The organism is Sporosarcina cascadiensis (assembly GCF_009650995.1).
In the GTDB taxonomy this organism is placed as follows: domain Bacteria; phylum Bacillota; class Bacilli; order Bacillales_A; family Planococcaceae; genus Sporosarcina; species Sporosarcina cascadiensis.
This window is the reverse complement of the sequence record NZ_WHVV01000010.1, coordinates 86,760-105,958: the sequence shown is the minus strand read 5'-3', so window position 1 is coordinate 105,958 and position 19,199 is coordinate 86,760. Positions and strand designations below refer to the sequence as shown.

Genomic DNA, 19,199 nt, shown 5'->3' with positions numbered 1-19,199 from the left:
AAGATCTGCACGGTTTTCATTCGTTTATATAGATACTATTTCTTTTTTCAGTGGTTCCAGATCGACTTCAAAGCCCATATCTTCAAGCATCTGGCGGTCTTTGTCATTCTCTTGCCCCGCAGTTGTCAGATAGTCGCCAATGAAAATGGAGTTGGCTGCATATAAACCAAGGGGCTGCAGACTGCGCAGATTCACTTCACGACCGCCTGAAATCCGAATTTCTTTCGTCGGATTAATATAGCGGAACAGGCTGAGCACTTTCAGACAATAGCGCGGGTCCAATTCAGATGTGCCTTCAAGCGGCGTCCCGTCCACCGCATGCAGAAAGTTCACCGGAATAGAATCTGCATCCAGTACCCGCAGGCTGTGCGCCATCGAAATGACATCTTCTTTCGTCTCACGCATCCCGACAATGACGCCGGAACAAGGGGATATACCTGCTTCTTTCGCATGGCCTACTGTGTTTACACGGTCATCATACGTATGCGATGTCGTAATGCTTTCATGATGCTCGGCAGACGTGTTTAAGTTGTGGTTATAACGATCCACGCCTGCCTCTTTCAAACGTACTGCCTGCTCCGGCTTTAAGATGCCGAGACATGCACAGACCGTCATTCCTTCATGCTTTTCTTTGATTTTCTTCACCGAATCAATCACGATTTCAAGCTCACTGTCACGGGGTCCGCGTCCACTCGCCACGATGCAGTAGGTGCCCGCTTTATTGGCAGCAGCGCGCTCTGCCCCTTCCAGAATTTCTTCCGATTTCATCATGGCATACTTTTCAACAGGCGCTTTTGATATGATCGACTGCGCACAATAGCCGCAGTTTTCGGGACAAAGCCCTGACTTTGTATTAATAATCATATTGAGCTTCACTTTTTTTCCATAGTAATGAGAGCGAATGGAATACGTTGCGTGAAGAAGCAGCAATAAATCCTTGTCGGGACTATTTAGAATGGACAGCGCTTCCTCGTCCGTCAGTACATGCCCCTCCAAGACTCTATCGGCCAGCAGTTGATAATTCGTCATAATGTCCGCCTCACTTTCAAGTGTTTTGAAATTCTAAATGCAAAGACTCCTGCAAGCACAGCCAGTATAATATCTTTCGGCAGCGGCGGAACCATCCAAATCCACGCAATCTTATAGGTGAATACTTCTGATGCCGCAGCCCACATTTTATAGGCAGCGTACATCAGGTTTGTTCCGATCAGGTAGTTAATTGCCGTCCCGATGAGTGCTGCTGTAATAAAAGCCGGCAGCGTGTTTTTCCGCTCTACGATCTTTCCCGCAACATAGGCAACGAGAATAAATGAAACGATAAAGCCGAAAGTCGGGCTTAAAATCTGACCGAACCCTCCTGAGAATCTGGCAAATACCGGTGCTCCCGCAAGACCGACCAGCATATACACAGTCATCGACAGCGCCCCTAGACGGCTGCCAAGCAATAATCCAGACAAGACCGCAAAGAACGTCTGAAGTGTGATGGGTACATTCATGACTACCAGGAATGGCAGAATGGATGTAATATTGGCTCCGATCATCATAAGTGCCGCGAACATTCCGCTGTATACAACTGCCAGCGCCCCCAGCTGATTTTTCGTACGTCCTTCTGTAATTGTTGTCATCCTTACACCCCTTAACTTTTTGGTTACTATAAAAATATTAATAGTTAACTCATTTTATGTCAACCGAATTTTTATTTAGGTTAACAACAAAAAAGACCGGCAACGAATTGCTGTCGGTCTTGACTTTTATCTTATTTTAGCTGTTCAAACGAATTAACCGCAATTTACTTCTTCTTATCAATCTTCTCTTCTTTTTCTTTCCGGAACAAAAAGAAAGCGAGAATGCCGCTTATGGCTGCTGCTCCGAATGTAATCCATACGCGTGTGTCCCATGCCACTTCAGAATAATTATTATCAAGCATGATCCAAGCAATTGTGGCAACAATGGCCGCTATTGGAACGGAATATTTAAAAAACTGCATAATACCTCACCTTTTCCTTTTATTCATTTAATTTTATCATAGTGTTACTCTTTTCTCTATGCGGCCGGGCGCCGCCAACTTCACCAAACGTTCACTTGACGAATGCCGACAAAGCCGCTATGATTATGATTAGAATTATCGAAATAATTTAATAAGAAACATATCTTATCCAGAGAAGCTGAGGGACTGGCCCTATGACGCTTCAGCAACCAGCCCTATCGGCAAGGTGCTACTTCCAGCGTTATGCTCCACAGCATGCGGAAAGATGAGAGGGAACTAATCATTTTGATTACAAAGCCTTCTTTAATTGAAGGCTTTTTTTTATTAGACAAAGCAAAGGGGAGATTTGACGATGTCATTACTGGAGAAACTTCAAACAAATGTCCTGACAGCTGACGGGGCAATGGGTACTATCCTGTATTCCTACGGGATTGATTACTGTTATGAAGAATTAAATATAGAAAAACCGGAAATTGTACAGAAAATTCATCAGGATTATATAGAAGCGGGCGCAGATATTATTCAGACGAATACGTACAGTGCGAACGCTGTGAAACTGGCTCGTTATGGTTTAGAAAGTCGCGTTACGGAGTTCAATAAGGCTGCAATTCAAATTGCCAAACGTGCGGCTGCGCCGGGTGGACAATTTGTTCTCGGGACAATCGGCGGTTTGCGCGGTATCCGAAAGAGTGATGCCAGCTTAGATGAAATCAATCAAGTCGTTCTTCAACAGGCAAACGCGCTACTTTCCGGAGATCCGGACGGTCTGCTGCTGGAAACGTACTATGATTTTGAAGAATTGTCGTCAGTTATTTCCACACTGCGGGGAATTACAGATGTACCGTTGATTGCCCAAGTGTCCATGCATGACCCCGGCGTCCTGCAAAACGGGATGTCGTTAAATGAAGCATTGCATCAGCTCGAGTCACTCGGTGCAAGCGTCGTCGGCGTTAACTGCCGTTTAGGTCCTTACCATACGATTCAGGCATTTGAAAATGTGACACTTCCTGAGAAGGCATTTTTATCTGCTTATCCGAATGCGAGCCTGCTCGACGTAGAAGATGGCCGCATCGTATATGAATCAGAAGCGGAATATTTCGGACGTGCTGCTGTTTTGCTTCGCGATCAGGGTGTGCGCTTAATTGGCGGATGCTGTGGTACGACGCCAAAACATATTAAAGCCGCTAAAACCCGGTTAGCCGGTTTAGAGCCGATCAAAAAGAAAGTGGTAGCACCGGCAAAACCGATCATGATTCAGGAAGCAGGCCCTGTGAAACATCAGCCGCTCCATGAAAAGGCGAAGACAGAGCGCACCGTTATCGTAGAGCTGGACACACCGCGCCACTTAGAAACAGAAGAATACATTAAAGGAGCAAACTTGCTCTATGATGCAGGAGTAGATGCCGTGACAATGGCAGACAACTCACTTGCTTCACCGCGAATCAGCAATATGGCAATGGCTTCGATCATCAAGATGCAGCATAATGTACGCCCGCTGGTACACTTGACGTGCCGCGACCATAACCTAATTGGCCTGCAGTCTCATTTAATGGGGCTCAACGCTTTGGGCATCCATGATATTCTGGCCGTGACAGGCGACCCAACAAAAGTTGGAGACTTCCCCGGTGCAACGAGCGTCTATGATGTATCGAGCATGGAACTGCTGCAGCTGATCAAACAGCTGAATGAAGGGATTTCATTCTCCGGCAAGCCGTTGCGCAAGAAAGCAAACTTCTCTGTTTCCGCTGCGTTTAACCCGAACGTCCGCGTACTCGACCGGGCGGTTCAGCGTTTAGAGAAGAAGATTGAAATGGGCGCAGATTACTTCATTACGCAGCCTGTTTATACGAAGGAAAAAATTATAGATGTCTATGAAGCTACAAAACATTTAGATACGCCTATTTTCATTGGGATTATGCCTTTGACAAATATACGCAATGCCGAGTTTTTACACCACGAAGTACCGGGGATCAAGCTGTCTGATGAAGTACTTGAACGTATGCGCGATTGCGGTGATGACCGTCAGAAAGCAACAGAAACCGGGATTCAGATTGCTAAAGAACTGCTTGACACGGCAGCGCAGTATTTCAATGGAATCTATTTGATCACACCGTTCCTGCGTTATGATATGACACTTGAACTGAACCAATATATTAAACAGCTGGATGAGCAGAAGGAGAGGGAATTAACACATGCAGAGACATCCCATTGAAGAACAACTAGACAAACGAATATTGATTATTGATGGCGCGATGGGGACCATGCTGCAGGCGGAGGATCTCTCTACAGAAGATTTTGGCGGAGAAGAATACGACGGATGTAATGAATACTTAAACGTTTTACGGCCGGATATCTTAGAGAAAATTCATGACGAATACTTGGAAGCAGGTGCTGATATTATTTGCACCAACACTTTCGGCGGCACTCCCCTTGTGCTGAATGAGTTCTCTCTCGGTCACCGCGCACATGAGATCAATTCAAAAGCAGTCGAATTAGCGAAGAAAAGCGCAGCTAAATACTCAACGCCTGAATGGCCTCGTTTCGTTGCGGGCGCAATCGGTCCTACTACGAAGACACTTTCCGTTACCGGAGGCATTACATTTGATGAGCTTTCGAATGATTTCTATGTACAGGCGCAGGCACTTGTTGAGGCAGGATGCGATTTGATCCTAATGGAGACGAGTCAGGATATGCTGAACGTCAAAGCCGGCACCATCGGGATTAAAAAAGCGTTTGAAGAACTGGGACGCGAAGTGCCGATTATGATTTCTGGAACGATAGAGCCAATGGGCACAACACTTGCGGGGCAGAGCATTGAAGCATTCTACATTTCGATCGAACACGTTCAGCCTTTGTCTGTCGGCTTGAACTGTGCGACGGGTCCTGAGTTTATGACGGATCATCTACGTTCATTATCAGACTTGGCGACAAGCTACGTCACGTGCTATCCGAACGCCGGATTGCCTGATGAAGAAGGACATTACCACGAATCACCAGAGTCGCTTTCAAAGAAACTGGAAGGTTTCGCAGACAAAGGATGGCTGAATATGGTTGGCGGATGCTGCGGTACGACACCTAAACATATCCGCGCAATCCGTGACGCAGTCAAAGACAAAGCACCGCGTAAGATGCCGGAAGAAGCGCACGGTCATGCAGTATCAGGCATCGAGCCGCTGCTTTATGATGACACGCTGCGCCCTTTGCTGATCGGTGAGCGGACGAATGTCATCGGTTCCCGTAAATTTAAGCAGCTGATTGTGGATGAAAAGTTTGAAGAAGCCTCTGAAATCGCCCGTGCTCAAGTAAAACGCGGTGCGCATGTACTGGATATCTGTCTTGCCAATCCTGATCGTGACGAGCTGTACGATATGACTTGTTTCATGAAAGAAGTCGTAAAAAAAGTAAAGGTTCCACTGGTGATTGATTCGACAGATGAGAACGTCATTGCGGAAGCTTTAAAATACTCTCAGGGTAAAGCGATCATCAACTCGATCAACCTGGAAGACGGGGAAGAACGGTTTGACGCAGTGTTACCCCTTGTGAAAAAGTACGGTGCCGCAGTAGTTGTCGGTACGATTGATGAGATTGGAATGGCTGTGACAAGAGAGCGAAAGCTGGAAATTGCTGAGCGTTCTTATGATTTGCTTGTGAATAAATGGCAGATTCCGCCGGAAGATATCATTTTTGACCCGCTCGTTTTCCCTGTCGGAACAGGCGATGCACAGTACATCGGTTCAGCGGTCGAGACGATTGAAGGGATTCGTTTAATCAAGGAGAAGCTGCCCCGGACTCTTACTACTTTAGGAGTCAGTAATGTTTCATTCGGATTGCCGCCGGTCGGACGGGAAGTTCTGAATGCAGTGTATTTATATCACTGTACGCAAGCGGGTCTTGATTACGCAATTGTCAATACAGAAAAACTCGAACGTTTCGCCTCTATTCCTGAAGCGGAAATTAAGCTTGCAAATGATTTACTATTTACGACGACCGATGAAACGCTGGCCGATTTTGCCGACTTCTACCGGGATAAGAAGAAAGAGAAAACGGAAGATGATATACCAAAAACTGTACCCGAACGCCTTGCTTACTATGTAGTAGAAGGAACAAAAGAAGGCTTGATTCCTGACTTGGAGACTGCATTGAAAACCTATGACTCCCCTCTTGATATCATTAACGGACCTTTGATGACAGGAATGTCTGAAGTCGGGCGTTTATTCAATGATAATCAGCTGATCGTTGCAGAAGTTCTGCAAAGCGCGGAAGTGATGAAAGCGTCTGTTTCCTATTTGGAACAGTTTATGGAAAAGAAAGAGGACGACAGCGGAAAAGGAAAAATCATTCTTGCTACTGTTAAAGGTGACGTGCACGATATCGGAAAAAATCTGGTTGAGATCATTTTAGGCAATAACGGCTTTAAAGTCATCGATATCGGAATCAAAGTCACGCCAGCTACATTGATCGATGTGATTCGCAAGGAAAAACCCGATATTATCGGTCTGTCCGGATTGCTCGTAAAATCTGCACAGCAAATGGTCTTAACAGCTCAGGATTTCAAGGCTGCCGGCATCGATACACCTGTTATGGTCGGCGGTGCCGCATTGACAAGACGTTTTACAGAGACAAAGATTGCACCTGAGTATGACGGGCCTGTTATTTTCGCAAAGGATGCAATGCAGGGTCTGGATCTGGCTAACCGTCTGCAGAGTGACGGGAAAGATGCTCTCTTGGACGAACTTCAAGAAAGTCTTGAAAAACGTGAAATCAATGATGCGAAGAAAGCGAGCCGTACAGCAGATACAGCCGTTGCTGTAGCGGTGCGTCCTGTTAAAACCGTCCGCACAGATGCTCCTGTATTCGTACCGACGGATCTGCGCAGACGTGTAGTAAAAGATTACTCAGTGGCACACTTGCACCCATACGTGAATATGCGCACACTGATCGGCCATCATCTCGGCCTGCGCGGCAATGTCGATAAAATGCTGGAAAATAAGGAAGAGCGCGCAGTACAGTTGCATGAAATGGTGACTGACTTCTTGAAGTCCGATAAAATGAGAGCTTCCGGGATCTACCAATTCTTCCCTGCCCAGGCAGACGGAGACGATGTCATCATCTATGATCCTGAAGATTCCAAAACAGAAATCGAGCGGTTCACATTCCCCCGCCAAGATAAAGAACCCTTCCTGTGCTTAGCCGACTATTTGAAAACAGTCGACAGCGGCGAAATGGATTATGTAGCATTCATGCAAGTTACGGCCGGTAAAGGCGTACGTGATTATGCGAACCAGCTGAAAGAACAAGGCAAGTTCTTGGAGAGTCACGCATTCCAAGCAACCGCTCTGGAACTGGCAGAAGGATTTGCTGAAAGAATTCACCAGGAAATCCGTGACCAATGGGGTTTCCCGGATCCGACAGACTTCACAATGCGTGAACGTTTTGCTGCCAAGTACCAGGGACAGCGATTCTCATTCGGTTATCCTGCCTGTCCTAATCTGGAAGATCAAGCGAAATTATTCGGCCTGATCAAGCCTGAAGATCATGGTGTTATCCTGACTGAAGAATTTATGATGGAACCTGAAGCATCTGTTTCCGCAATCGTCTTTGCACATCCGGACGCAAGATATTTCAATGTGGAATAATAGTAGAACGGACAAAAACCGCCGTCTCCATTAGGGGAGACAGCGGTTTTTACTATTTCGGGAAATGATTAGCGGCCACATCTTCTGCGGCGTCCGTGTCCATGTCCGTGTCCGCATCCGCATCCGTGCCCATGTCCGCATCCACCGCCCATCCCTCCAGGGCCTTGTGAAGCAGGACCCATTCCAGGCATTAATGTATTACCCATGACGTCTTGAGTCGACTCTGTATAGTAATGTTGAGGCACACCTACTACATGGTGGCGATTGACGTTGACGATCGGATGGATAACAGGAAATTCCTGCTGAGTAAAGCAGTCATTATAGCGGTATTGCGTTGGACAGACAATCGGCTGCATAGGGAAACCAGGTTGTTGTCCAGGCATTCCTTGCATTCCTTGCATCCCCTGCATTCCAGGCATTCCTTGATTCATCATCATTTCACCTCCTATACCCTATTACATGCGGGTCTTCAGAATTATTACGGGCTAGCGACATGGTTAAGTGAAAAATAACCTGCTTTTTTCTCGGGTCTGCACCCAAATGTGTGCTTGACAGGCTATTTCATGAGCAGTTTGAGATTGGACTGTGATTGCGCAATATAGGATGAGAGTGGAAGGATACCGTTTCCCTGCGTTCCAGGCGGACGTGTGTCTTGCCGGCCCGTGGTGAGCCAAGCGAACAGCGAAGGGTTCGCTTTGCCGTATTTCTGTAGTCTTTGCAGAAATTAAGGCACCTGTCGGCGTACTTAGGTTGCCTGGAACGATATACTGGCTGGTGTTTCAAGACTTTTTGTGTGAGCAGGCAGTATGAGAACACTATTTGGGGCTATTACAATGGGTAAGGTTTTTCATGCAATACTTATCGTCCTGCAAAGGCTTAGATTCTTGTGATCGATGCATTTACAAACTCGAGATGCTGAGGATGCGGAACAAGACAAGCTAATTCATACTCTGCAAAAAAATCAGTACATTGTACTTTCTCCAACACCAGCGTAGGCGCAACTGCGGGGTAGGCCGTGGCTGTGAGACTGCTGGCACGTTCTTCGCCAGTAGGCTCATAGCGTAAGGCAATCCCCCAGCGCCGAAGCGGGTTTAAACTGCAAACTCACCCTTCAATTAAAATCCCTACAAAGTCGAGAAACGAAACCTGCACATATCAAATTCACACACTGGCAAAATGCACATGACAGGTTGTCAAGCACATGTTTTGGTGAAGAGCCTTTATCTCATTATTTGTTTCTATGATATAAAAGAAATATATACATTCTCTCGTATGCGTAGGGACAGCAAGGAATGGGTATAGTATGCTATAACGAATTTTTGAAGGAGAGATTTTGTATGAAACGAAATCGGGTTGTATTATTTGACGGTGAATGTAACTTTTGTGATGCAAGCGTCCAGTTTATTATAAAGCGAGATCCTTATCAGCATTTTTCATTTGCTTCCCTGCAGGATGATGTCGGTAAAGAGCTGCGCGAGAAATATCATATTCCAGATGATGTAGACAGTCTGGTCCTAATTGAAAATGGCAAAGCCCATACGAAATCAGGTGCTGCATTGCGTATTGCGAAGAAACTCGACGGTTTATGGCACCTCGCCTTTCTTTTCATCGTGGTGCCGCCGGCCATCCGTGACCGTGTATATGATTATGTTGCAGTCAACCGCTACAAGTGGTTCGGTAAAAAAGAATTATCCTGTATGCTCCCAACTCCAGAAGAACGCAAACGTTTTATTGCATGAGAAAAGCCTTCCGTCGCCGGAAGGCTTTCTTCATGAAATCAGCTGCTTACATTCTTCATCAGTAAATGCGCGGGAACGGGTCAGGAAACGTTTTCCTTCTACTCCTTCGAGTGAAAACATTCCGCCGCGTCCGTCCACTACATCAATGATCAACTGCGTATGTTTCCAATATTCATATTGGCTTTTCATCATATAGAACGGCACTCCGCCGATATGGCCCAACAGCACATCCTGATCACCGACGATCAGATCACCGTCTTCATAGCACATAGGAGAAGAACCGTCGCAGCATCCGCCTGACTGATGGAACATCAATGGACCATGCTTCTCTTTCAGCAGTTCAATGAGAGCCAATGCTTCATCTGTTGCAGTTACACGGTCTGGCATGGCAATTCCTCCATTCACTTCAAATCCCATACAAAGATTTGATCAAAAGAAACCTTGCTTATTTTCATCGTAACTTACCAGCATGTTTTTCGTCTGCTGGTAATGCGCCAGCATCTGTAAATGGTTTTCACGGCCGATGCCCGAAGCTTTGTAGCCGCCGAAAGCAGCGTGTGCCGGATATGCATGGTAACAGTTCGTCCATACACGGCCCGCCTGGATGCCGCGCCCGAAACGATAAGCAGTATTCATATCACGCGTCCAAACGCCCGAACCTAAGCCATACAGCGTATCATTGGCAATTTCAAGTGCCTCTTCTTTATCTTTGAACGTCGTAACTGCTACAACCGGACCAAAGATCTCTTCTTGGAAGATGCGCATCTTATTATCACCTTTAAATACTGTCGGCTTAATATAATAGCCATCCTCCAACTCGCCTTCCAACTCATTCTTCTCTCCGCCGGTCAGGCATTCTGCACCCTCTTGCTTTCCGATATCCAAGTAGGAAAGAATCTTCTCCATTTGCTCTGTAGATGCCTGTGCACCCATCATAACGTCAGGGTCCAGCGGATTACCTGTTTTAATTGCTTTTACACGTTCCAAAGCGCGTTCCATGAATTTTTCATAAATCGATTCTTGGATGAGCGCACGGGATGGACATGTACATACTTCTCCTTGATTCAAGGCAAACATAACGAACCCTTCAATTGCTTTATCGAAGAACGCATCGTCTGCATCCATAATATCCTCGAAGAAAATGTTCGGTGATTTCCCGCCGAGCTCCAGCGTGACCGGAATCAAGTTCTGGGAAGCATACTGCATAATGAGACGGCCTGTTGTCGTTTCGCCTGTAAAAGCAATTTTGCTGATGCGCGGGTTGGATGCCAATGGCTTTCCTGCTTCCAATCCGAAACCATTTACTACGTTTAACACACCTGCAGGCAGCAAGTCTTCAATCAGCTCCACCAATACTAAAATGGATGCAGGTGTCTGCTCAGCCGGCTTCAAGACGACACAGTTACCAGCCGCAAGTGCCGGAGCAAGCTTCCAGACAGCCATCAGAATGGGGAAATTCCAAGGTATGATCTGCCCTACTACTCCAAGCGGCTCGTGGAAGTGATACGCAACCGTATTGTTGTCGATCTGGCTGATACCGCCTTCCTGTGCACGGATAGCAGATGCGAAATAACGGAAGTGATCCACCGCCAGAGGCAGGTCAGCATTTAATGTCTCACGGACCGCTTTACCATTATCCCAAGTTTCTGCAACCGCCAGCATCTCGAGATTTTCTTCGATGCGGTCTGCAATTTTCAATAAAATATTTGAGCGTTCAGTGACGGATGTTTTTCCCCAGGCTTCCTTCGCCGCATGGGCTGCGTCAAGTGCCAGTTCAATGTCTTCTGCTGTAGATCTTGCCACCTGTGTGAATACTTTGCCTGTTACAGGAGTCGAGTTATCAAAATACTGTCCCTTTGCCGGTGCTGTCCATTTACCGCCGATAAAGTTATCATAGCGTTCTTTAAATTGAACAATAGAACCTTCTGTATTCGGATTTACATAAACCTTGTTTTCTGAAGCTTGTACCATACTGCGTCACACTCCCTATTCTCTCTTATTTTGCTTGTATGCCAGTGCAGACTTTTTGCACATAAAGCCACTATACGAACAACAGGAAAAACTTATGCGAAATGTATGCGCTTACAATAACTATCTTTTATTCTACCTGGAAATTACAACTCTTTCAACTAAATACTATAGGTTATTTCGGCTCTTCACCAAAACAGGTGCATGACACATACCGAAAAGCCACATGTCCTGCACTCCCACACTAGCAAAGGTGCAATTGCGGAGCAACTATGAGCGCAGGGGACGGTTCAATGATCACAGCAGGATCAGGTATGATCATGCGGCCGAGCCGAATGATCACGCGACCGGTGTGTATGAGCGGCTGGGGCCGGGTTATGAGCGCTTGGGCGGGTATTATGATCATCCGCTAAGCTTCTTTGACAGGCAGCTGCAATCTTCGTCGGCAATCGCACAGCGGATGGCAATCCCCAGCGCCGAAACTCATTAAAACTTCAAACTTATACCAACTTCAAACCTCCATAACACGTACAAGACAAATTGTTTAGAACTATGATGCAAACCTGTAATTTTATTAGTCGTAATAAATTTCACTTATTCATAGATTGGTAATGATTCCTTAATAATTTGTTCATAACTTCGCTGTACGATGAAAGAAATACAAATGACAGGGGTTTTCAATATGGGAAACAATACAGTTAAACGAGTGCTATCCATTGTAGGATCAGGTGTTGTAGGGTCTATGCTCACTCTGGGTGTCGTGGTCAACACAGATCTGCTCACTTCTAAGCCGGAGACCAAGATAGAAACCGCAAGTGCGGCAGCTCCCTCCTACGGCGTCGAATCATTATCCGCGACTTCAGCAGATTCATTGGCGGATATGGTCGAGCAGTCTTCGAAGGCGATTGTCGGTGTAGTAAATTATCAATCTGCAGGCAACCGTTTTGCAGGAGCCTCCAGTGAACAACCGGTGGGAACCGGTTCTGGCGTTATTTATAAAATAGACGGAGATCATGCGTATATCGTCACTAATAATCACGTCATCGAAAATGCACAAAAAATCGAAGTCACTCTGAGCTCAGGCACAAAAGCAAAAGCTGAACTGCTCGGAACCGATGCGTTAACTGATATTGCTGTTCTGCAGATTGATAAAAAATATGCCTCTGATGCGGTAACCTTCGGAGATTCTGACAAGGTCCGCGCCGGCGACTCAGTCATCGCGATAGGCAATCCGCTTGGTCTGGATTTCTCCGGAACGGTAACGAAAGGCATTGTCAGCTCAGCTTCACGCACTTTAGACGTTAATACTTCCGCCGGAACATGGCAGACAGAAGTCATTCAAACAGATGCCGCCATCAACAGCGGAAACAGCGGCGGTGCTTTATTCAACACGCAAGGTGAAGTGATCGGCATTAACAGCTTGAAAGTGGCGCAAAGCGGAGTAGAAGGCATTGGTTTCGCAATTCCAAGCAATGAAGTCAAAACACTAGTGGAACAGCTGACAGAACATGGGGAAATTGAGCGGCCCTATCTCGGCATAGGCCTTGCCGACTTGGCAAATATCCCATATATGTATGTTAAAGACTTGCCGGAATCTGTAAAAGGCGGTGTGATGGTGACAGCCGTCGAACCTGGTTCTGCCGCTGAAAAAGCCGGATTGCAAGAACAAGATGTACTGACTGGCATCAATGGTGACACGATAGAAAGTTCACTTGATCTGCGAAAATATCTTTATTCAAAACTTGAAATCGGCAGCAAAGCGAACGTAACCATCTATCGCGGCGGTAAAAAACAAGAGCTGAATATTACATTGACAGGCAGCCAATTGAAGTAACGTCAGCCGGGACAGCAAATCTGCTGTCCTTTTTTTATGATCGCAGATTATAAAATACTGATTTTTCGGCAAAGCTGAACTGTATCACTACATGCGAGAAGGGATTTATTTGAACCAAACTGGATCAATCAGCGTCCTTCACGTCATCTTTCTCTCGATGACGGTAATTGGATTGAAGAATCATGTGACCATTATTCCGTCTCTTTTACAGGATGCCGGGCGAGACAGCTGGATGTCTGTGCTGTTGGCGGCGGCTGTTATTTTTCCGTTATTTTTTTTCTTTCTATACATTCAGAAGGGCAGTAACCGCGAACATATAGGAGACTGGCTGATATCAGCCATCGGCACCGTGCCCGCTGCCAGTTTCCGATATATAACCGCGGTCTACTTACTAGTGATGGCCGCTTTTACAATGGCTGAAGTTTTACAGTGGATTACGGCTTCCTTTCTGCCCAACACTCCTTTGGTTGCCATGCTGCTGATCTACTGCATACTGTGCATCCTGCTGGTCAATACAGATCTTCAAACCATTGTGATCGTGAATGCATTTGTGCTGTTCTGGGTGGTTATTTTAGGTTTTTTTGTAGCCTTTACGAATATACAAGTGAAGGATTATGAGTTGCTGAGACCCTTTTTGGAGCATGGTTTCCAGCCCGTATTGATATCCATGATGTATCCGGCGTCCGGGTTTATCGAGCTCGTGCTGCTATTATTTCTTCAGCACCGCGTCAAAGATCGTTTTCGGTGGTACCACTTTGCTTTTATGCTGTTCATTTTAGTCGGACTGACCACCGGACCGCTTGTAGGGGCTATAACAGAGTTTGGTCCTGTGGAAGCCATGAAACAGCGATATCCCGCTTATGAAGAATGGGGGCTCGTAGCCATCGGGCGTTTCTTTGAACACTTGGATTTTTTATCTATCTACCAATGGCTGACAGGCGCTTTTATCCGAGTCGGTTTTCTGCTCTATATTGCTGCAGACTTATTGAAATGGACCGGCGATAAAAAGAAGATTTGGAATATAGCAGGACCGGCACTGTTCTTCACGAGTCTGTCGCTTTTTTTAATGAGTGAACATACATTTTTGAAATTAAAGGGAGATTATCTATTAATCGTAACACTTTTCTTTTTACTACTGCTCACTGGCATTATGACAATAGCCGCTTTTCTATCAAGAAAAACATCTAAAACAGGCAACTGACTATATCGTTACAAAAAGGTGAGAAGCTATGCTGCCTAATGAAAAAATCAATGAAGAGACATTAAAACAATTGTTCCAAAAATCTGCCGACGTCCATTTCCAGCGCTATCATTTCTCCTCGCACTCTGTAGAATTCATCACATGCGATGCGATGATTGACACGCAGCTTTTAAATGAAGTCATCGTTCCTCGTGTCCAGCTGCTGTGCAGCCAGGCGGAACTGTTGGAGATTGAACAGGCTATTCCGTCCCATTTGCACATACCCGGCGTAAAAACCCCTGAGACAAAAGAGGAAATCATTTCTCTAGTCTATACAGGCCATGTGCTGCTCTATTTTATAGAAGAAGATTTACTGATCTCAGGCAATATCGCGAAAAAACCGAACAGGAATCCTGAAGAGACACGCGTAGAAGTACCTGTGAAAGGCCCGCGCGACAACTTTATTGAAGATATTTCCGTTAATATCGCACTTCTGAGAAAGCGCCTGCCCACGAACTCACTGTGTGTGGAGAAGTTTGAACTGGGCGAACGTTCCAAAACAGCTGTGGCCTTATTGTATTTTGATGACATTGCAAACGAGGATACGCTGACACAGATACGCAGCCAGTTGAATCAAGTAGACACGGATATCGTATTCAGTGGCGATTTATTAATGGAAAATATCAATAAAAGCGCAAAGCTTTTTCCCAGGACCGATTACACCGGACGCCCCGATAATGCAATTCAGGCACTGGCACGCGGTCGTTTTATAGTCTTAGTGGATGGCAGCTCTTATGCCGTCATCACTCCTGTCAATATGTTCTTATTGCTAAAAACATCAGAGGATAATGAATATCCGATTTTCTACAGTTCTTTTCAGCGTATGCTGCGTGTGGCAAGTATTTTAATCGGATTATTACTGCCTGCCTTTTGGCTCGCCTTAACCACTTATCATCAAAACCAATTACCGCTCCAGCTGCTCGCTACGATTGTCCAGGCGAACTTAGGGCTGCCTTTTCCCTCTGCATTTGAAATGCTGCTTATGCTCGGCATGTTTGAACTCTTCCGTGAAGCCGGGCTGCGTCTGCCTTCTGCAATCGGCAACACAATCGGGGTTGTAGGAGGAATCATTATCGGCGATGCAGCCATCCGGGCAGGGTTGACGAGTCCTGCGATGATTGTCATTATTGCCACTTCTACAATCGCCACGTACACACTCGTCAATCAATCTCTCGTGACAGCTGTCAGTCTGCTGCGTTTTAGTTTCATACTGTTGACTGCTTTCTTTGGTCTGTTTGGATTTTATTTGTCGATGTACTTTACCTTGCTGTATTTGTCGAGTATCCGGACATTCGGTGTTCCATATATGAATATAGCGGCTGATTTAAGCTGGAAGAACATTCAGAAAACCATTTTTCGTTTATCACCGCCTCAATACAAAGAGCGTCCAAATTTTCTGGATCCCAAAGATAAGAAGCGCAATAAAGGAGTGAAGAAATGAACAGAGTCGCCTTCTTTTTACTCATCGGCTCTGCTGTCCTGCTGTCCGGCTGCTGGGATATGAATGAACCGGAGCGTATGCTTTATGTCAATGGAATGGGCGTTGATTTTAAGGACGGGAAATATGAAGTATATACGCAAGTGATCGACTTCGCCAATACTGCAAAAAATGATCAGCCGACCACAGATCATCCTCAGGCAGAGGTTGGATATGCATCCGGAGACACATTAGACGATGCGATTAATCAGCTGTACCATTCTATGGATCAAAAATTGTTTTGGGGACATTTTTCGTATCTGGTTGTTTCAGAAGAAGTCATGAAGAATGTAAAGGTTTCACCAATTATTGACAGCTTTATCCGTTATCGTGAAACCCGTTATCAAATTTGGATTTATACTACGCAGGATTCTGTTGAAGACATTCTGCTGATACGGCCGGTCATCAACAGAGCGATTACTCTGTCTAAGCTGGGGGATCCAGAAAATTCCTATGAACAGGAATCTTTCATTCCTCCCGTCAACTTGCGCAAGCTAATAATCGGATTAGATGAACCCGGCTATGAAGCAACCATCCCTCTCATTACTATTGAAGAAAACTGGAAATCGATGAAAGAGTCTATACAGGCTCCCGAATTATCAGGTGTCGGGGTCATCACGAGAGATGGATTCAAAGGGTACATATCGGGTGAGAAGGCGCTCGGTATCCAGTGGATGACGAATGAAACAAAAAGAGGAGAAGTTACATTCAAAACCGGGGAAGGCAATGAAATGACAGTAATCATTGAAAATGTGAAAGTAAAAATCGAACCCAACGTTACTCATGAAGTAAATTTTAATGCAGAGATCGAGCTGCAGGCAAATATAAGCAGTATCAAAGGTAATATTACGGTCAAGCAGATCAAAAAGGAAGTTGAAGAAGAAGTATCCCGTCAGATCATGGCGACTTATCATGATGCTATTGACAAAGATATTGATATATACCGTTTTTCTGAGCAGCTGTACCGGAAAGAATTAGAGACCTGGAAAAAAATCCAAGAAAATGGTCGGGTTAATTTAACGGAGGATTCATTCGGAAAATTACAGGTGCGTGTTATCAAACTGAATTCAGACCGCAAGTCTTTTAAAGAGACAATTAAGAAGTAATTCTTTAGACATTTCAAAGTCCTCTACACTCTTCATTGCATTTTCTGCGGTTTCGTACTATTTTTAAGTACAAAGGCGTTAGGAGGTGCCGCAATGAGAATTCTAGTGATAGAAGACAATGAAAGCGTCTCTGAGATGATTGGGTTATTCTTCGAAAAAGAGGGCATCGAAGGAATATTCGAGGCAAATGGACTGAATGGTTATGAACGCGCGGTCCAATCTTCGTGGGACTGCCTGATTATTGACTGGATGTTGCCTGATCTTGACGGCCTGACCATTTGCCGCAAAATCAGAGAACGAGGCATAGAAGTTCCCATCATCATGCTTACCGCAAAAGATGGCGAAGCGGATCAAGTACGAGGATTTGAAACGGGTGCGGATGATTATGTCACGAAACCTTTCAGCCCCCTTGCATTAATGGCGCGGATCAAGGCAGTTACACGCAGATATTCTGCGAAAGATGAAAGCAGTGATGAGGAAATCAGCACAGTTTATTTCCGGCTGAATCCGAATACACGGGAAGTATCGGTGCGGGGCAAGCTGGTTTCCAATCTGACACCAAAGGAATTCGAGCTGTTGCACTTCTTCCTCCGGCATCCTAAACAGGTATTCTCGCGCGACCAGCTGCTCGATCAGGTATGGGGATATGATTTTTATGGAGATGACCGGACAGTCGATGTGCATATTAAACGGCTCCGTTCAAAGCTGTCTCTGCCGGATCATTCTTTTTTCCATACCGTATGGGGCGTCGGCTACCGTTTCGATGAAAGCTCCGGAACAATCCAATGAAGATTAAAACATTTTATCAGCAGCTGCTCAGTCACTTCAGCGTCATTTTGCTGACTGTTCTGGTACTCAGTCTATTGCTGACACATTACTTGGAAAACGTAGTTTACGAACAAAAAACAGATGAACTTACAACATATGGACAGGCAATTTTATCCGACCTGCGCCAAAGCAATCGCGGAACAGAATCTATTTTGAAATCCTACGGCCATGTCTTAGATGCCCGGTCGATCCAATACAGCCTGTTCAATGGACGATCTTCCATCATTTATTCCACCGGGCTGAAGACTGCGTTAATCGAACTGAATCAGGAAGAATGGAATGCATTGCAAAATGGTCAGTCAGTGACAGTCAGACAGGAGCTCAAACGCTTTGATGAGGCAGTTACATTCGTGCTGCTGCCATACTTTGAAAGACAGCAGTTTATTGGCGGCATCCTGCTGACGTCCCCTATCACCGGATCGAGCGCAATTATTTCGAAGATGAATCATTACGTCCTCTATACGACTGGGGCAGGCGTTCTTCTGGCTCTGCTGCTTAGCGGACTGCTGTCTATTCTTCATGTCCGCAGAATTCAGCGGCTGAGAAAAGCGGCTGCAGCTGTTTCTGGCGGCGACTATACAGTCCGGGTGCCTTCATCAGAGTTTGACGAAATCGGCGAACTATCTAAAGACTTCAATGAAATGGCTGAAAAACTGGAAACTTCGATGACAGAAATCGACTCTCTAGAGAATCGCAGACGGCAATTCATGGCGGATGTCTCCCATGAACTGCGCACGCCGCTTACGACAATCCGCGGAATAATCGAAGGCCTGCGGGAGCATATGATTTCTGCTGAGGAGCAGGATAAAGCGCTTCGATTGGCTCAGGAGGAATCCAAACGGCTCATTCGTCTGGTCAATGAGAATCTTGATTACGAAAAAATTCGGGCCAATCAAATCCAGCTGAATAAACAGGCTTTACCTGTAAAGGAACTGTTTGAAATGACAGCCGACCAACTCGAATCCGCAGCTGAGGAACGTCAAAACAAGCTGATTGTCGATGCGTCTGATCGACTGTCAGTCAAGGCGGATTATGACCGCTTGATGCAAATCCTCATAAATATCACGAAAAACAGTATTCAGTTTTGTGAAAATGGCACCATTACATTGAGAGGCGATGAAACGGCCTCTGAAACTATTTTAGAAATTGAAGACACAGGAATCGGCATGGACCCGGAAGAAATTGAACAGATATGGGACCGCTTCTATAAGGCGATCATGTCCAGGACTTCCACTCCGTATGGTGAATTCGGGCTTGGTCTGTCAATTGTTAAACAGCTAGTTATTCTCCATGGAGGCACCATTGAAGTGCATAGCGAAAAAGGTCAGGGAACGAAATTTTCCATCCGTCTGCCAAAATGAAAAGCCGCTCAATAAGCGGCTTT

Annotated in this window: 15 protein-coding genes and 1 riboswitch; of the genes, 9 read left to right on the top strand and 6 right to left on the bottom strand. The window is 45.6% G+C overall.

Features of this window, described 5'->3' with window-relative positions:
* Positions 1 to 24: 24 nt before the first annotated feature.
* The 3 genes from bioB to GDZ68_RS11930 all read right to left on the bottom strand — a co-directional run bounded on the left by bioB (position 25) and on the right by GDZ68_RS11930 (position 1,987).
* A complete protein-coding gene (bioB, locus tag GDZ68_RS11940; protein WP_153722534.1) occupies positions 25 to 1,029 on the bottom strand; it encodes a biotin synthase BioB in 1,005 nt (334 codons plus the stop codon).
* Positions 1,026 to 1,625, bottom strand: coding sequence for a biotin transporter BioY (locus tag GDZ68_RS11935; RefSeq protein WP_153722533.1), 600 nt, complete (start codon positions 1,623 to 1,625; stop codon positions 1,026 to 1,028). The genes bioB and GDZ68_RS11935 overlap by 4 nt, the downstream gene beginning before the upstream one ends.
* A gap of 164 nt (positions 1,626 to 1,789) precedes the next feature.
* Positions 1,790 to 1,987: a hypothetical protein gene (locus GDZ68_RS11930; protein ID WP_153722532.1), complete on the bottom strand. Its 198-nt coding sequence runs from the start codon at positions 1,985 to 1,987 to the stop codon at positions 1,790 to 1,792.
* Positions 1,988 to 2,149: 162 nt separating this feature from the next.
* Positions 2,150 to 2,259: riboswitch (SAM riboswitch) on the top strand.
* A gap of 80 nt (positions 2,260 to 2,339) precedes the next feature.
* Between GDZ68_RS11930 and GDZ68_RS11925 the strand changes: the two genes are divergently transcribed.
* Both GDZ68_RS11925 and metH read left to right on the top strand, forming a co-directional pair.
* A complete protein-coding gene (locus GDZ68_RS11925) occupies positions 2,340 to 4,199 on the top strand; it encodes a bifunctional homocysteine S-methyltransferase/methylenetetrahydrofolate reductase (RefSeq protein WP_153722531.1) in 1,860 nt (619 codons plus the stop codon).
* The gene (gene metH, locus GDZ68_RS11920; RefSeq protein ID WP_153722530.1) at positions 4,180 to 7,623 is read left to right on the top strand and encodes a methionine synthase; all 3,444 of its coding nucleotides are present in this window, start codon (positions 4,180 to 4,182) and stop codon (positions 7,621 to 7,623) included. Before GDZ68_RS11925 ends, metH begins: the two co-directional genes overlap by 20 nt.
* A gap of 68 nt (positions 7,624 to 7,691) precedes the next feature.
* Here metH and GDZ68_RS11915 read toward each other — a convergent pair whose 3' ends face one another.
* Complete coding sequence (locus tag GDZ68_RS11915; RefSeq protein WP_153722529.1) at positions 7,692 to 8,057, bottom strand: hypothetical protein; 366 nt, start codon at positions 8,055 to 8,057, stop codon at positions 7,692 to 7,694.
* A 903-nt stretch (positions 8,058 to 8,960) separates the two neighbouring features.
* Between GDZ68_RS11915 and GDZ68_RS11910 the strand changes: the two genes are divergently transcribed.
* Positions 8,961 to 9,362, top strand: a complete 402-nt coding sequence (locus GDZ68_RS11910; RefSeq protein WP_153722528.1) for a thiol-disulfide oxidoreductase DCC family protein — start codon at positions 8,961 to 8,963, stop codon at positions 9,360 to 9,362.
* A 30-nt stretch (positions 9,363 to 9,392) separates the two neighbouring features.
* Here GDZ68_RS11910 and GDZ68_RS11905 read toward each other — a convergent pair whose 3' ends face one another.
* Complete coding sequence (locus GDZ68_RS11905; protein ID WP_153722527.1) at positions 9,393 to 9,749, bottom strand: DUF779 domain-containing protein; 357 nt, start codon at positions 9,747 to 9,749, stop codon at positions 9,393 to 9,395.
* A gap of 42 nt (positions 9,750 to 9,791) precedes the next feature.
* The gene (adh, locus tag GDZ68_RS11900) at positions 9,792 to 11,333 is read right to left on the bottom strand and encodes an aldehyde dehydrogenase (RefSeq protein WP_153722526.1); all 1,542 of its coding nucleotides are present in this window, start codon (positions 11,331 to 11,333) and stop codon (positions 9,792 to 9,794) included.
* Between the two features lie 679 nt (positions 11,334 to 12,012).
* Between adh and GDZ68_RS11895 the strand changes: the two genes are divergently transcribed.
* From GDZ68_RS11895 to GDZ68_RS11870, 6 genes are all read left to right on the top strand, one after another.
* Complete coding sequence (locus GDZ68_RS11895; protein ID WP_228551091.1) at positions 12,013 to 13,164, top strand: S1C family serine protease; 1,152 nt, start codon at positions 12,013 to 12,015, stop codon at positions 13,162 to 13,164.
* 109 nt (positions 13,165 to 13,273) lie between these two features.
* Entirely contained in the window at positions 13,274 to 14,365 is a 1,092-nt protein-coding gene (locus GDZ68_RS11890) for a GerAB/ArcD/ProY family transporter (protein WP_153722524.1), read from the top strand.
* A gap of 28 nt (positions 14,366 to 14,393) precedes the next feature.
* Positions 14,394 to 15,845 (top strand): spore germination protein, encoded by a 1,452-nt coding sequence (locus GDZ68_RS11885; protein WP_153722523.1) that lies wholly within the window; start codon positions 14,394 to 14,396, stop codon positions 15,843 to 15,845.
* Complete coding sequence (locus tag GDZ68_RS11880) at positions 15,842 to 16,987, top strand: Ger(x)C family spore germination protein (protein WP_153722522.1); 1,146 nt, start codon at positions 15,842 to 15,844, stop codon at positions 16,985 to 16,987. Before GDZ68_RS11885 ends, GDZ68_RS11880 begins: the two co-directional genes overlap by 4 nt.
* Positions 16,988 to 17,080: 93 nt before the next feature.
* Positions 17,081 to 17,776, top strand: a complete 696-nt coding sequence (locus GDZ68_RS11875) for a response regulator transcription factor (protein WP_153722521.1) — start codon at positions 17,081 to 17,083, stop codon at positions 17,774 to 17,776.
* On the top strand, positions 17,773 to 19,176 hold the full coding sequence (locus GDZ68_RS11870) for a sensor histidine kinase (RefSeq protein WP_153722520.1): 1,404 nt from the start codon (positions 17,773 to 17,775) through the stop codon (positions 19,174 to 19,176). The genes GDZ68_RS11875 and GDZ68_RS11870 overlap by 4 nt, the downstream gene beginning before the upstream one ends.
* The last annotated feature ends 23 nt before the right edge of the window (positions 19,177 to 19,199 follow it).

Bases quoted from the DNA above. Each gene is read 5' to 3' on its own strand.
- GDZ68_RS11910 (WP_153722528.1), top strand. From the start codon at position 8,961: ATGAAACGAAATCGGGTTGTATTATTTGACGGTGAATGTAACTTTTGT.
- GDZ68_RS11885 (WP_153722523.1), top strand. From the start codon at position 14,394: ATGCTGCCTAATGAAAAAATCAATGAAGAGACATTAAAACAATTGTTC.
- bioB (WP_153722534.1), bottom strand. From the start codon at position 1,029: ATGACGAATTATCAACTGCTGGCCGATAGAGTCTTGGAGGGGCATGTA.
- GDZ68_RS11875 (WP_153722521.1), top strand. From the start codon at position 17,081: ATGAGAATTCTAGTGATAGAAGACAATGAAAGCGTCTCTGAGATGATT.
- GDZ68_RS11905 (WP_153722527.1), bottom strand. From the start codon at position 9,749: ATGCCAGACCGTGTAACTGCAACAGATGAAGCATTGGCTCTCATTGAA.
- GDZ68_RS11895 (WP_228551091.1), top strand. From the start codon at position 12,013: ATGGGAAACAATACAGTTAAACGAGTGCTATCCATTGTAGGATCAGGT.
- adh (WP_153722526.1), bottom strand. From the start codon at position 11,333: ATGGTACAAGCTTCAGAAAACAAGGTTTATGTAAATCCGAATACAGAA.
- GDZ68_RS11930 (WP_153722532.1), bottom strand. From the start codon at position 1,987: ATGCAGTTTTTTAAATATTCCGTTCCAATAGCGGCCATTGTTGCCACA.
- metH (WP_153722530.1), top strand. From the start codon at position 4,180: ATGCAGAGACATCCCATTGAAGAACAACTAGACAAACGAATATTGATT.
- GDZ68_RS11915 (WP_153722529.1), bottom strand. From the start codon at position 8,057: ATGATGAATCAAGGAATGCCTGGAATGCAGGGGATGCAAGGAATGCAA.
- GDZ68_RS11880 (WP_153722522.1), top strand. From the start codon at position 15,842: ATGAACAGAGTCGCCTTCTTTTTACTCATCGGCTCTGCTGTCCTGCTG.
- GDZ68_RS11925 (WP_153722531.1), top strand. From the start codon at position 2,340: ATGTCATTACTGGAGAAACTTCAAACAAATGTCCTGACAGCTGACGGG.
- GDZ68_RS11935 (WP_153722533.1), bottom strand. From the start codon at position 1,625: ATGACAACAATTACAGAAGGACGTACGAAAAATCAGCTGGGGGCGCTG.
- GDZ68_RS11870 (WP_153722520.1), top strand. From the start codon at position 17,773: ATGAAGATTAAAACATTTTATCAGCAGCTGCTCAGTCACTTCAGCGTC.